The organism is Bacteroides sp. 1001302B_160321_D4 (assembly GCF_015667765.1).
Lineage (GTDB): Bacteria > Bacteroidota > Bacteroidia > Bacteroidales > Bacteroidaceae > Bacteroides > Bacteroides xylanisolvens.
Genome location: NZ_JADPLO010000040.1, coordinates 46777 through 60539, shown reverse-complemented (window position 1 = coordinate 60539; position 13763 = coordinate 46777). Strand labels below are relative to the sequence as shown.

General features: G+C 35.9%; 25 protein-coding genes. All 25 read left to right on the top strand.

What is annotated here, in order from left to right:
* A partial coding sequence (locus KFO40_RS16005; RefSeq protein ID WP_211146566.1) for a hypothetical protein occupies positions 1-189 on the top strand: 189 nt, incomplete at its 5' end.
* A gap of 13 nt (positions 190-202) precedes the next feature.
* Positions 203-466 carry a hypothetical protein gene (locus KFO40_RS16000; protein WP_138335697.1) on the top strand — a complete coding sequence of 88 codons (264 nt, stop codon included), beginning with the start codon at positions 203-205 and terminating at the stop codon, positions 464-466.
* A gap of 2 nt (positions 467-468) precedes the next feature.
* Positions 469-645, top strand: coding sequence for a hypothetical protein (locus tag KFO40_RS15995; RefSeq protein ID WP_008647785.1), 177 nt, complete (start codon positions 469-471; stop codon positions 643-645).
* Positions 646-656: 11 nt separating this feature from the next.
* Positions 657-1334 (top strand): DUF4120 family protein, encoded by a 678-nt coding sequence (locus KFO40_RS15990; RefSeq protein ID WP_109115722.1) that lies wholly within the window; start codon positions 657-659, stop codon positions 1332-1334.
* 12 nt (positions 1335-1346) lie between these two features.
* A complete protein-coding gene (locus KFO40_RS15985) occupies positions 1347-1664 on the top strand; it encodes a hypothetical protein (protein WP_109115723.1) in 318 nt (105 codons plus the stop codon).
* A complete protein-coding gene (locus tag KFO40_RS15980) occupies positions 1661-2113 on the top strand; it encodes a hypothetical protein (protein ID WP_109115724.1) in 453 nt (150 codons plus the stop codon). The genes KFO40_RS15985 and KFO40_RS15980 overlap by 4 nt, the downstream gene beginning before the upstream one ends.
* A 221-nt stretch (positions 2114-2334) precedes the next feature.
* On the top strand, positions 2335-2712 hold the full coding sequence (locus tag KFO40_RS15975; protein WP_109115725.1) for a hypothetical protein: 378 nt from the start codon (positions 2335-2337) through the stop codon (positions 2710-2712).
* 1 nt (position 2713) lies between these two features.
* Entirely contained in the window at positions 2714-2947 is a 234-nt protein-coding gene (locus KFO40_RS15970; protein WP_138335699.1) for a hypothetical protein, read from the top strand.
* Positions 2948-2951: 4 nt separating this feature from the next.
* Entirely contained in the window at positions 2952-3416 is a 465-nt protein-coding gene (locus KFO40_RS15965; protein WP_109115727.1) for a hypothetical protein, read from the top strand.
* Positions 3417-3420: 4 nt separating this feature from the next.
* Positions 3421-4125: a hypothetical protein gene (locus KFO40_RS15960; protein ID WP_008768599.1), complete on the top strand. Its 705-nt coding sequence runs from the start codon at positions 3421-3423 to the stop codon at positions 4123-4125.
* Positions 4126-4142: 17 nt separating this feature from the next.
* A complete protein-coding gene (locus KFO40_RS15955) occupies positions 4143-4352 on the top strand; it encodes a hypothetical protein (protein ID WP_109115728.1) in 210 nt (69 codons plus the stop codon).
* 18 nt (positions 4353-4370) lie between these two features.
* Positions 4371-4973, top strand: a complete 603-nt coding sequence (locus KFO40_RS15950) for a hypothetical protein (RefSeq protein ID WP_138335701.1) — start codon at positions 4371-4373, stop codon at positions 4971-4973.
* Between the two features lie 19 nt (positions 4974-4992).
* Positions 4993-5169 (top strand): hypothetical protein, encoded by a 177-nt coding sequence (locus KFO40_RS15945; protein WP_153880774.1) that lies wholly within the window; start codon positions 4993-4995, stop codon positions 5167-5169.
* A 2-nt stretch (positions 5170-5171) separates the two neighbouring features.
* Entirely contained in the window at positions 5172-5525 is a 354-nt protein-coding gene (locus KFO40_RS15940; RefSeq protein WP_118391679.1) for a hypothetical protein, read from the top strand.
* Between the two features lie 12 nt (positions 5526-5537).
* On the top strand, positions 5538-6149 hold the full coding sequence (locus KFO40_RS15935; protein WP_196071627.1) for a hypothetical protein: 612 nt from the start codon (positions 5538-5540) through the stop codon (positions 6147-6149).
* The gene (locus KFO40_RS15930; RefSeq protein WP_008647761.1) at positions 6139-6462 is read left to right on the top strand and encodes a hypothetical protein; all 324 of its coding nucleotides are present in this window, start codon (positions 6139-6141) and stop codon (positions 6460-6462) included. The genes KFO40_RS15935 and KFO40_RS15930 overlap by 11 nt, the downstream gene beginning before the upstream one ends.
* Positions 6459-7727: an RNA-directed DNA polymerase gene (locus KFO40_RS15925; RefSeq protein ID WP_109115732.1), complete on the top strand. Its 1269-nt coding sequence runs from the start codon at positions 6459-6461 to the stop codon at positions 7725-7727. Before KFO40_RS15930 ends, KFO40_RS15925 begins: the two co-directional genes overlap by 4 nt.
* A 1023-nt stretch (positions 7728-8750) precedes the next feature.
* Positions 8751-9209, top strand: a complete 459-nt coding sequence (locus tag KFO40_RS15920; protein WP_118451557.1) for a hypothetical protein — start codon at positions 8751-8753, stop codon at positions 9207-9209.
* 34 nt (positions 9210-9243) lie between these two features.
* The gene (locus KFO40_RS15915; RefSeq protein WP_141409276.1) at positions 9244-10233 is read left to right on the top strand and encodes a ubiquitin carboxyl-hydrolase; all 990 of its coding nucleotides are present in this window, start codon (positions 9244-9246) and stop codon (positions 10231-10233) included.
* A gap of 78 nt (positions 10234-10311) precedes the next feature.
* Positions 10312-11457: a hypothetical protein gene (locus tag KFO40_RS15910; protein WP_227236185.1), complete on the top strand. Its 1146-nt coding sequence runs from the start codon at positions 10312-10314 to the stop codon at positions 11455-11457.
* 14 nt (positions 11458-11471) lie between these two features.
* A complete protein-coding gene (locus KFO40_RS15905) occupies positions 11472-11840 on the top strand; it encodes a hypothetical protein (protein ID WP_196071625.1) in 369 nt (122 codons plus the stop codon).
* A 1-nt stretch (position 11841) separates the two neighbouring features.
* Positions 11842-12015, top strand: coding sequence for a hypothetical protein (locus tag KFO40_RS15900; protein WP_153880775.1), 174 nt, complete (start codon positions 11842-11844; stop codon positions 12013-12015).
* A 135-nt stretch (positions 12016-12150) separates the two neighbouring features.
* Positions 12151-12459: a helix-turn-helix domain-containing protein gene (locus tag KFO40_RS15895; RefSeq protein WP_118391685.1), complete on the top strand. Its 309-nt coding sequence runs from the start codon at positions 12151-12153 to the stop codon at positions 12457-12459.
* A gap of 290 nt (positions 12460-12749) precedes the next feature.
* Complete coding sequence (locus KFO40_RS15890; RefSeq protein ID WP_211146565.1) at positions 12750-13448, top strand: DUF1566 domain-containing protein; 699 nt, start codon at positions 12750-12752, stop codon at positions 13446-13448.
* Between the two features lie 55 nt (positions 13449-13503).
* Entirely contained in the window at positions 13504-13755 is a 252-nt protein-coding gene (locus tag KFO40_RS15885; RefSeq protein ID WP_055268810.1) for a hypothetical protein, read from the top strand.
* The last annotated feature ends 8 nt before the right edge of the window (positions 13756-13763 follow it).

The window sequence follows — 13763 nt, the reverse complement described above, 5'->3', positions numbered from 1 at the left end:
CGATCTAGCATCCCAAAAGAAATCCGAGAGCGCATAATTACAGAGCATCCAGAATGTGCCAATATTGATTTGTTAGTGAAATTCTGGGAGACTAAAGGAGATTCCCTTGTTTCTGAAATTGTTCAGGAACAAATATATGACTGTGAACTTACCGAGTATTTGAAACTCCATCCCGAAGAGAACAATTAATATCAAGATAATAATGGAAACAAAAGTGTGTAAAGAATGTGGTCAGAGCTTACCTATATCAAATTTTTCTAAGAATAAGGCAACCAAAGATGGGTTGGCAAACTATTGTAAGAAGTGTGACAAGGAAAGAAGACGCAAATCTAGTGGCGGCATAACTCAACAAGGAGTAAAAGCGACTCTGAAAATGTCTGACTTTGATGACAACATGTTGTTTGCTGAATTGCGTAGACGTGGATACACTGGAGAATTACGTTATTCCAAAGTAGTAAATATATAGGTATGTACACAAGTTATGGCTGGGAGTTGACTAATCTTTTGCAGGGACAAGATGAAGAATATCTGCTTGAAGTGTTAACGGAAAATTACAGACGTTTGAGAGATGTGCCAGATCATCTTATTGTGACATTGCTTGAATACCGTGGTTATACTGGGAGATTGATAAAAAGTGAAAATTAAAATAAAGAAGTATGATACCAGAAATTATCGAACAAATGCGCAAAGAGTTATACGATACTAAATTGTGCATCTCTGATTTCGAGAAGTATGATTTGAAAACTCTTGAAAAGACTAATGAGCCATTTTTTTGGTTAGTGCGCACACACGGAACACATCTGTGTTTTATTGGCCCCAGTGTAGAAAGTCTTTTTTCGTCAGAAAGTAACCGGTTTGCAATTATGAAAGATTCTCTTGCGATAATAGCAAGTATTGTTTATTGGGACGATTTGGACTATAATAAGTATTTTTATTGGGATGGAGCACAACTTCAAAAAGTATCTAAAGATAAGATTGTTTCAATATTCAATAATATCTGGGGAAGCCGGATACATCAACTTTCCATTCAATACCCTGAAGAGTATGCAGCCATAAACAAACCATTGGAATTTAAAATGTCCCCAGAAATATCAGAGCGTGTAAAAGAGGTCAAGAATATTGCTTCGGAATTGCAAGATTCAAGTTTTGAAGATTGCTTGAAAAGTCTACAAAAATGGGTGAGATTTGCCGTTAACCAACATATTGAAATATACGGTGATTTTGCGAAAAATAGCTTTGGATTCTCTGAGGTGGTAAATGGCGAACGCAAAATTTGCGGCGGGATAATTATGTCCCCAAATGCGACTGAAAGACGTTGGAGCATTCATACATAAAACTATTGTAATATGAAGTATTCAGTAAATCCTAATCTCAATGCTGTTATGAATAGTATTGAGAAACAATTGTTATCCAAAGGAAAGGATAAGCAAGAGAGTATTCAAATTATTAAGAGGTATATAAAATCATTTCCTAAAGAACCGGATTATAACTTGGCACAACATGGAGGTATGCTTGTTTCCCCTTATGATGTGAGAGAATTGAATATTAAATGCGGTTATAGTGCTGTTGTTCAGAACAAAATTTCTGACGGGAGAGTCTGGAGTATATACTTGTTGCAAGTAGGAAGAGTTGCAAGGGAACTTTTAAAAGCAAACGAACTATGAAAGTTATATCAGAAATTTCACTTCGAGATTTCAAATTTTGGAGTGGGGGTGAGGATCGGGCAAAGAACTGTACCGATGAACAACTGGATAAAATTGAATCCATAATGGAAAGTGATGCTCCTGAAAGTGGTTGGACCGATGATGACATAAATAATTTCTTTTGGTTTGACTTTGATACAATCGCAGACTGGCTTGGATATAAAGACGAAAAACATTTTGATGCAGGCGTTAGAGAAGATGATGTGAAAGAAGCGCAAGATTGGTTTGATGGTATTACAGACACCGAAGATATGATTGGTATTGCGGGTTTTGATAGGGAAGACTATATTTCTACAGATGAAGATGGGAAAGAAGAATTTGATGAAGATCTTGTTTGCTATGACTTTTCAAATTGGTGGGATAATATGGATGATATTGAACAAGTGAAAGAGTATCGTAAGCACGAGTAAAGTGTTATGGTAGAAATCCGGGTTCGATTCCCGGAACACTACATATATTAGTTGTTTCCATGTGTGTTGTTCGACATGTTTTTGTTTGAAGGGTGGCGCGATCAGAATGTTATTGTTCTGGTTGCGCCTTTTCTTTTAAAGTTAAAGCGAGTTAATATTCAAAAAGTGGACAACTATGGACACCATCAAAAAACTATTCGATAATAAAAACAAAAGGAAATATGCAAAAGGAGTTGTTAGAAATAGAGTTTCGTTATAATGACAGACCGATAGGTAGCCGCCCAGCTACTTCTTGTAGTAAGACAATTGCCATAGGTATATTTGATACTTTGGAAGAAGCAGTCAAGGCAGGTAATGAAACATTGAAGGTGTTGTCAGAACATTTCCAAGTAAGAGCAGATGACCGCTTTAAAGTTCGTGGTTTGTTTGGCACTCCAGATAGACTTGTTACAAATTGTTGCTATACAACTAAAGGGATTGCATATTTTGCAAGGATTACTCCTCTGAAATTTAATGATCTCTCTGAAACTATAGCAGAGACATTTAAAGCATACGATAGATACAGACAATATAGACGTGAACAAGAAAACGATGAATAATATGGATGTAATAGTCTTAAATCACAAAAACAAAGTGTCCTTGCAGGTACAGCATGTAGATATTGGTAGTTCTATTGATTTGCATTTTCCAAACGAAAATCAATCATTTGATGCTTTTCAGAAACTTCGTGAAATAGGTGTGAGATGTTTCCATGCTGGTAAAAATGCTCCTTGTGGAGCTTCTGTAATGATGTATTCTTATGGTAATGATAGTCTTCAACTTCAAATAAAGTAGTAAAATGGAAGAAAAGAAGTATATAAATATTGATAATATGGCGACACGCCTTTGTCAAATTCTCAAAGATGCACGTGAAAGCATGGTTGATGATGAAAATAAAGATTTTATCATGGAGAACTTTTCGGATGAATATCTGGAAGATTACAGCAATGTAATGGCTTGGAAATTTAATTCTGATATGAAGAAATACTTGCATAATCCGGACCACAGGATTTGTGGTAATTTCAATAACATTGATTATGACTACCCTTATCATATTTATGGAGAGGTTACATACGACACACCTCTTGTAAATGCTATGGTTGCTAGATTAGATGCCGGTGAAGACAGCGAACAAGCTAACGAGGACCGGGACTTTCTTGTTGACTGGTTCTTTGAAACTTTTGGAACATGGGGAATATCCTATAATTTCCAGTCAAATATATCAGAGTTCCTTTATATGGAGTTTAAAAACCAACAATCTTAAATCAATGAAAACAATAACATTGCAACTGTACACTTTTGATGAATTGTCGGAAGAGGTACAAAAAGAAATTATTGAGCGTGAACGCTGGAATATAATGGATCAGTGTATGGAGGCTTACGGTTCAGATTATGTAACGTCTCTAAGAACTTTCGAGAAATTGACAAATACCCAATCATGTAGTTGGAGTGTTAATTATAGCGGATACAATTTTAATTTTAAATATAATAATAATCCCATTTTTGAGTGTCCAATAGATTGCAGTAATGATATTTATGCAGAGGAATTATGTGGTAAACTATTATTTCGATATATCAATAATAATATTATGCCATACATTACACAAGGTAGATATTATTCATCTTCAGGCAAATATATAAATGAAAAATACACTTACAAATACAGACGAAGCCGTATTATCAAATCTGTAGGTGATGATTGTCCACTAACAGGTATGTGTTATGATTTCTACTTGCTTGAACCTATCATCAAATATTATAAAACTTGGTGCAGTTATCCGGACAACTTTTCGCTCACAGACTTAATAGAACAATGCTACGACAGTTTTTTCAAATGCTGGCATGAAGAATATGAGTATTGGGCCAATGATGAAAATGCAATCCGGGAGGAATTACATAACAACCAGTATGAGGACAGGTTGTATTATATGGATGGAAGAGTCTATAGTGGACCGTTAGATGATGTTGCATAATTAAAATTCAAAAAACAATGATACTCAATATAGTAAAAAATGGTACAGATTCTTCAAGTATTTTAGAATGCGTGAAAAAAACTTTCAATAGTTCTAAGGTAAATATTAAAACAGACTATGAAATATCTGTTGATATTGAAGTAATTGGCGAGGGTGGACTGCACAGTTTGGAAGGGATAAAAGAACTGGAATATTATTTTAGAGACTATGACATCAGGGTTTGGTAATTTTTAAAGTAATTGGCAATGAATCTCAACGAATTAAGGGATAAAACATATAAAATCGCTTGTGAACATGGATTCCATGATACGGAATTGAGTAATAAACATTTTCTCTGTCTCATAATATCCGAACTAATGGAAGCTGTGGAAGCTGATAGAAGGGGAAAGCGTGCTAATGTTGATTGGTTTGAGAAGAAAATCTCAACCAGTCGTATTTGTCAAGGGTTAGACCTAGACATTCCCAAAGAGCGCGGTTACGAAGTTGCATACAATGAAACAATCAAAGGGTCAATAGAGGAAGAGTTAGCTGATGCCGTTATTCACCTACTTGATTTGGCTGGGCTTCGAGGGATAAGCCTTGAACCTGCAATGAAGGATATTAATTCAGATGTTATAGATGATTCTGCTGACTCTTGTGTCAGTGAGACATTTACAGAGACTATATATGCTATTTCCACGCTTCCTGTTAGATATGATGGACTATTTGATTTTCCTACAACTGTAAATGATATGATAGTATCAATTTTTGGACTTGCAAAGCATCTTGAAATAGATCTGTTTTGGCACATCGAACAAAAAATGAGATATAACGAACTCCGTGAGAAGATGCATGGGAAGAAATATTAACCCTCAAAACGGTGCAAAAATGAATATGATATTATTTGAAAATCCACCTACGGTCTATTTTGAAAGAATAGAAGACTATGAAGAGAAATCGACTCCGTGGAGACGGGTTCCTCCTACATATAAAGGTTCGTCCACTAAAAGTGGGCGCAACAAGAAACAAATAAGAAGAGATCGTAAACGCAATAAGAAAAGATAGTTATGCCGCATTTAAGTTCAATGGGAAATCAAAAGCTTTATAGAATTGTCATTGATGTCCAGTACGGAGACATGCTGGACGAATGTGATAAACTATACGATGGTAAAGGGTATGGAACTGTTTTTACCGATGCGAATGGAGAAGCTGTTATTGATTATCTGAAGCAATGGGATAGCGATGAATGGACTGACGATGATATTCGCAGCGAAGAACCAAGGTGGGTGAATAATGGCACTGATTCCGTACATCAAAAGGATGGATACACCCTTATTTACAACTCAACTATTGGTGGTGTATATATGCTGTATCGTGAAGCAAATGATGCTGAAATAGAATGGTATAATAAATTAAACTAATTGTGAAGTTATATGGAAACATCAAAATCATTCAATCAAGAATATATTGAGAAAGCGAAAACGCTAATCTATGAAATCCTCGAAGATAAAAAAGAGTACGATGACTGGACGCAAATATGTTTCTCAATGCAAAATGCAGTACAAGCTGCGGCTAATGTATGGGGAATATCATCAGATGAACAGATAAATAAGATGAGAGCTTTTGTAACGGAAATGGTTCTTACTGAACTTTCAAATCTCCGACAATTTGATATATCCTTCAAGAAGAAGGGAGTAAAAATGAAAAAGCCATTAGATTCACTGTATTGCCCCAAATGTGGAAGTAATAATGTTGAAGAAAGAGCATGGGTAAATCCAAACACAGATGAAATCAGCTATAATGATTCAGTTGAGGAAGAAGATTGCTGGTGTGGCATTTGTGAAGAGCATGTAGAATTATGCACCCTTTCAGAATTATGGGAAATGTTTGGAGACATTCCGGTCAATAACGATGATGAGATTGAAGAAGACTTTCTCAACTTCCCGGCCGGAACCTTAAAGATTGATGTCTGGCATTGGTTTGATGAACGATGTCCTAACAATTTACACGATGATTTAATGTATCCTAAAAACGATGCCGTATAAATCAGAAAAGATTCGTATCGCTGGAACCCAATATGATAGACGAATAAAGCTCACTCCAGACCAAAAAGAATATATAAAATGGTTGAGAGAAAAGCAATTAATCAGTTACTCTAAACTTGCTAAAATATTTGGAGTGAGCAAGCGTCTTATTCAATTTATTTGTTGCCCAGACAAATATTTGAAAAATAAAGAGAGTTTAAAACAACGTAAAGCAGAAGGGCGATACAAACCTACAAAAGCAGAATGGGCAGCAACAATTCGTGAGCACAGGAGATATAAGGAACAACTCAAAAAGAAAGGAGATATAAAATGAAAGATAAGATTCTTACAATGTTCTTCGACATTAATAGATGGACAAAAGCAATTGAGAAAGGCGTTCTGAAGGATATTCGGAAGAGCGAACTTATCAAACTGACAGAAGAACCAACCAGAATTCGCATGGCAGAAGCTATGTTGAATGGTAAATATCAAATAACACCACCACATATTGCACAAATCCCGAAGGATAACGGAGAGTTTCGTACTGTATATGTCAACGAACCTATTGATCGTATAATCCTAAGCATCGCGAATGATTTGCTATTTGATTTAATGCCAGAGATGATTCATCCTGCTTGTAAATCTTATCAGGTCGGTATTGGTTGTGGTAAAGTGGTTTTGGAAGTAAGTCACACAATTGTTAACATGAAAAGTGATGGTTATGTGGGCTGGAAGTCTGATTTAAGTAAATATTTCGACTCTGTTCCTATCCAGTTTATTGACGCAGCCTTTGATAAAGTGGAAGCTAAGTGTGGTCATTCTGTGTTAATTGATGTATTAAGAAAATACTATCATTGCGGATTGTATTTCGATGAGAACAACGAACTGCATGAGAAATATCAATCACTTAAACAAGGATGCGCAGTAGCAAGCTGGTTAGCCAACGTGTTGCTATATAGCCTAGATGATGAACTGTCCCAATTGAATGGGTTTTACGTAAGGTATTCGGATGATATGTTGTTCGTTGGTCCGGACTATGAAAAGGCTATGACCATTTTACAAAAGAGATTGGCCGAAAAATCAATGAATTTGAATCCCAAGAAAGTAGAGTACCTGACTATGGACAAGTGGTTCAAATTTCTAGGTTTCAGCATTAAGGGAAGTATGATTTCTTTCTCTCCCAATCGTCTTAAAACCTTCCAGAAAGAAATAGAATCAAGAACCATCAGAAAACGTGGTATTACGTTGAAGAAGGCTGTGGATTCGGTTAACCGATATTTATATAAAGGCAATGGAGAATATAGTTGGGCGACTCAGACCCTTCCAGTATGTAATGTTCGGGTTGATATTAATGAATTGAATAAATTCGTAATGGATTGCCTTAGAGCCGTTGAAACTGGGAAACATAAAGTTGGTGGCCTTGGCTATGTTAAGGATAAGCCGGATGGTTGTGTTGTTAGAGGCATTGGTCGGAACGTAAAGGCTAATCGAAATAAATCTAAAAGTAAAGAAATTGAAGGTTATTTGACAATAGGTTGTATGCAGAATGCTATTTTAACCAGAAGAGCAGCGTACAATACTTTAGTGGCAATATTGTAACTACAATCTGAACACACAGTAAATGAATCCGAGGAACAAGTGTTTAATATCCAGATTATATATTAGGTACCCCGATTCTATCCTTGAAGGATTACATCCTTCAGTATCTACTCCGGGTACCATATAATCATCTGGATTATATCAATGAAGATAAATAAATGTGTCGATTGTTATGAGGGTTTATAAAGCAGCACAGCAGGCAAGTTCAAGAAGAAAATTTCATATTCTAAAGTATGAACTATTGATCGTTCACCGGAGGTTACAAGGCTGCATAGCCTCTCACCTCAGGTTCTCGATCAGGTCATATTTATAATTATCATGAGAGTAAAGTGATGTGCCATTCATTTGAGGACTTGTAAAATAAGCGAAATACATTCGAAGTTATTCAAGGAATACATTTGTTTACTGTTCCGGTGAGCAGCTTCCTGGATCTATGAGTCGATAACTCATCTGCTCCAGGAATATCCAACCGGAATACATCTATTGGGTAAAGTAATGTATCAGTATTATGAGGATAACTATTTAGCACAGATATGTAATTCAAGAAATATCATTTATATAGCTGGTTATATATCAGGAAGGACCGAGTACTAATTGTCCTGGTCCGTTCCTGATCACACCAGCTCTAAATCGAATAAGTATAGAAATGTGCCAATATTTTGAGAATTACAACTTATTACTTAACACAAAGTTTACAGTCTGGGATTTAGTAATTTAACATACTGGATAAGATATGATGTCCGCGTGATGACGGTCATCCTATGTATGACCTAGGATTACGCGGGTATCTTACTTGATACAGTATATATCATAAGCACATAGACATGTGTCACGCTAAATGGGGGCTGTTTTATAAGTAACACAACTTTCATTTATACAAGAACCTTGCGTTTAACAACTATCCGACAATTACGCCGGCATCTACGGTTTTATAAACCTATATTCCGGCGTATTCTGGATGTTAGTATCAGACTTTTAAAGAAATGTGTCAAAGGTTTGAGTATAAAATCAAAAGTAAACATTATGAAAAATATTTATCAAGAATCAATACAGGCTGTAGAGAAGGGAACCAAGTTTAAAGTAGATTTTAAAACACGAAGTTTCAAACTTAATGGCCAATATATTATACAGAATTCGCAGTATGAGGGAGACTTAGGTGTGGAATTATGCGCTTCTCTTGATGAGTTTCTGTCTAATGTAGAGCATTTATATACTCGATATAAACATTCTATTCCATCAACAATGAGTGAATGTAAAAGCCGAAAATACTTTAAGGCTTTGTCTGATAAAGATTTAGAGGATGAAGACATGTTGTTTGGAGTTGGTCGAGATATAGCACAAGTCGAATTGGAATTATACATTCTCTGTCAAATAATATTGGGTATAGGTTGGGATGCTAATAAAATGGGTAAATGGTTTTGGCAAAGCAACAAAGATAGAGATTTAGTAATTCTCAAAAACTGGGTTACAGTAGAGAAATAAATAATCAGACTAAAAATTAAATTATTAATAGGTTATGAAACAGTTAAAATTTGAATGTCCTGAGTGTGGTACCGAGTTTACGCTTACAGCTAATCAAACCAAAGCTAAGGAGCGTATTGAAGCTCTAAAGAAAGCTGGTGTTGATGTTAGTGAGCTTTTTGCAATGCAAAGTGCAGATGGTTTGGAGTTTATAGCCTCAAAAAGAGATGGTGTCATTAGTATCTTGGAAGAAGATGATCCAATCTTCCAGGCCATTATAATTCAAGGCACAATTCCTAATCGGCAATTATTCAGACGTTGGGTAATGGCACAGATGTTCCGCATAATTTATATAACTACCAATACCCACGGTGCTTATAAGCCGATTGGAGTTTCAGAGGTGATTCATAGTATGGGATATGAATATCAGTGGAAGATGTTAAATAACGAGTTGTACGCCCAGCACAAAATGATGCAGAACGGTGATGTCGATAATTTCAGAGATCGAAATCGCTGGTTTAACAAAAGAGTGGTGTTAGATATGGCAAAAGACTATATCGAGAAACTCAAAAAGAGATTTGAGAAGTTGAAATTGAGAAAATGTAAAGGGATACCATATAAACGTATCAATGGTCAAAACATATTCGTAGATGATTTTGATAGAAAAATAATTAAGCCATTGTTGTTTGCAGTACACAAAATACAACATGCTGGAAACACTTATGAACTTTGGCATTCGGTACAGGAGTTCAATAAAAGGCGTATCAAAATGCATTGGGATACTCCTCAAAATGCAGCATGGCTAGATGCTTACAAAGGATCTGGAGCGTTCTTTACAATGCAGAACATGATTCGTTTTCATAATTGCGTTGTCATAGATGACAATGGAAAAACATTAGGTAAAAACGCATCCCTTGCCTTTTTGAACAAGAAGGCAAAGTTGTATGAGAATAGAGAAGGTTGGCGTTTGATTGGTATGTTGAAGAAAATGCTGGATGACAACAACATTGATGTGGTTGCTAAAATGAAGGAATGGCGTAAATAACTTAATCAGGGCAGTTTTCATAAACCAGTTTAGGTGCATTTCCTCTGGTTTATGAAAATAAAATTAGAAAGATTGATTATGAGAAACGATATAATATTCAAACGTTCCGTCCAATTTCGGGACGAAAATAAAAACAGTTGGACTGTAGATTTTGAGGTTTATAAGGAAGAATCTACTCGTATAAACCGTGAAACATTGCAAAAATTTAAACAAAGTTTCAGTGTTTCGGTATGTGGGGCTGGAGGTATGGGTGCCGGGCAATGCTACGATCATATAATTCCTCGTACAGAAGGACAAAAGAAACTTCTGGAATTTTGGAACAAATATCATCTAGGTGGTATGTCTGGCGGTACGATTCGTCAAGATGAATATTTAAACGGCGAGCAATATGTTAACGACTACAATTACTTTGTGGAGTTGTTTAAAACATATAATGAGCATTACCGTGAACAGTTTGATGATATTTCTTTTCAGATTCTTGTTAAGAATTTTAACATTAGTGACGCGGCTATAATACAGGTGAGAAATGTGCTTTATGAGAAAATGAGGAATAATCCCATTCAATATATCCTTGGATTGTCAAACAAATACTTCCATACATCTTCAGACTACAACGTAAAATGTTTCTTTCTTGCTATAAAAGGTTTATATGTAGATAATGGATATAAATATGGTAATGGTTGGTTATACAGTCCGCTTCCAGATAATATTGAAGAGATCATAAATAATATTTGTGACCTTGTTGAAGAAGAAGAAACTGCGTTAACAGAAGAACTGGAAGCGGTTTTTGACATGGGTAAAGAAGGGTTTATTGCCACAAAAGAAATTATCCAGCAAGTAATGGATTTACGCGAATGTGACGAAGATGAAGCCAAACGATTTGTAGCTCTGGGAGTACATTTGGGATGTACATTCGGTGATTTGAATGATACATTTGAAGAATGTTCCTATGGTGAACAACTATACTGTGCAAATGGTATTGATTATTATATTGGTACAGAAGATGAACTGACTAATATAGCTAGTGATAGAGTACATAATGATGATGAATACGCGTGTTTTTGGCGTGAATCTGTGGCGGCTCAAAGAACTACTGATTCGTTGAGTGATTGGTTGGATTCAATCATAAGTGAGGATGGTTGGTGCTCGGTACTTAATTCTTGGGATGGACGGTATGAAGAATATAAAATTGCCGGAGAATATATTTGTGTTTGTAGGTCATAAAATATTGAATTATCATGGAATATATGGAACATTCTAATTTTTATGCCATGTGTGATAAAATTAGAAAAAAGGAAGCTAGAGAATTACATTTAGCATTGGAAGCTCATGGTGGCGAATTTGTCTGGATTGATGATGAAAACGATGAGGAAGAATTATATGACCCGCCTATAATCTTGGTCAACCTTAATGACGGACCTATGGATGTCGTGATTCATAAGGTATGGTTGCATGACGGATGCATTGAATTATCGGCTTTTGATAACGAATGGGGCAACCAGGTAGATATTGAACTGGAGGATATTGTTCCTGGACACCTTGCATATCTTATTGAGTACATGCCTGTTACAGACAAGGTGAAATCTGTGGCAATAAATGATGATTAATATGGGGCACAAAAAGACGATTGATTATTGGAGACACCCGACCAAAAGGGAAATCAAGTTCGGTGAGGGAGCTATTCATTGGTTAACAGTGGATATTGAAAAAGTTCAGAAGCCAGACGGAAGTTTGAAGAAATGGTTTATTCATACAGACGGACTAAGGTACAATCGACCATAGTTAAAGTGATGTCTGTAAAGCAAAGGCTGTTCTAACAAAATAGAGCAGCCTTTTGTGTTAAACAATGGTTAAAGTGGACAACTATTCACACCATATAAAACTATAAAATCTATTCACATTAAAACAGTAATAAATATGCCATTGAAAATTGAGAATATCAAGTTGGCAGGAACCAAATTTGATGGTCGCGCTAAGTTGTCCCTAGAACAACGCCAGGCTATTCAGATTTTGGCCCGTGAAGGATATAGCCAAAGAAGACTGGCCGCTATGTTCAATGTTAGTAAGCGGCTTATACAATCTATACTATCTCCTCCTGTTCGCAAGTACTCTAAACAATATCCAACAGAATATTGGACAGAGTTAAAACGGAAGTATCGAAAAAAGAAAATTGATTTATATAAAAATGGAAAGATCAAGTTTAATAACAAGTTGAAAAATAAATGAAACGCAAGTGTATCAAGTATGTAGCTAACATTGATTTTGGCTATCGTTCAATTACTGATGCAAAGCAACATATAAAAATATTCTTGAAATCGCTTCTTTCGCAAATAGGTTTACACCCAGGAATAGACTATATCGTAACAGCTAATCATTTGCGAATTAGACATGTGAAAAATATTACAGGAAAAATAACCACCACACTTAAAGAGATATTCCCAGTATTCAATTTTTATTGGAAGACTCCAAGGCTATTGGTGTGGTTCTAAAATCAATATTAATAATAATTTACAAGTATGGAAAAGTATTCTATTTCGGTTTTAGGAGCCGACAAGAAACAGTATGAAATCGCAGATTTCAGAGCAAGAGGTATGAATTATACTAATGCTATTGGCATTATCGTAACAACAGAATTTATGAGCCGTATTTTGGCGTTTGACACTTGGCAAGAACAATGGGGAAATACTGATAGGATCTTAACGGAAGAGCAGAATGAATCCGTTGCTATGCAAACTTTCTCCGGACTTGATCTAACCAAACGTATTGTAGAAGCACAAACTGATATTGATGGAATGACTGCCGCCAAACGCTGCTGGAACTATCAAAAAGGTGGCCTCCAGTGGTATTTGCCTTGTTTGATGGAGCTAGGAGTTCTTTGCGCATATCGTGATGAGATAAACAAAGCAATGAAAGAAATTGGATGTCCCGATGAATGTTTGCTTCCTACAGAAGATTCTGATGAAACCTGGGTCTGGAGTAGCAGTGAGTACAGTCAGCTCAGCAGCTGGGTCGTGTACTTTAGTAATGGCTACTTCAACAACTTCAACAAGTACAACAGTAACATGGTGAGGGCGGTTGCAGCATTTCAGCCTTCGCCGAGCCTGTTGACAGGCGAGGCAAAAAGTAACGATTGTCTGCATAGTGACGAAGCTCTTATAAACATGTTACGTGAACGTGGTTATAAAGGCGAATTGACTAAGACCTTGACTATTTAATATTATCGCCACCCATATTTGATATGGTATGGGTGGCAAAATATTCTTTAACAGCATGGAAACATTTGAAAAGATTATAGAACAATACACACAAAGCGAAGTGTGTATGGGAGAATTGTTAGCTAATATTTCGGCAGATGGCATGTCTATTGAAGACGCTTTTGAATTGTATATAAAAGCTATGAATTATGCTGAAAAAGATGAATTTTATCAATTAGCTGACAGAGAAGTGAAATTATTAACAGCTAAAAATGAAGATGACAAACAGCCATTAAAACAACTGTTAGATTCGCTAAGCATATCTTGATATAATTG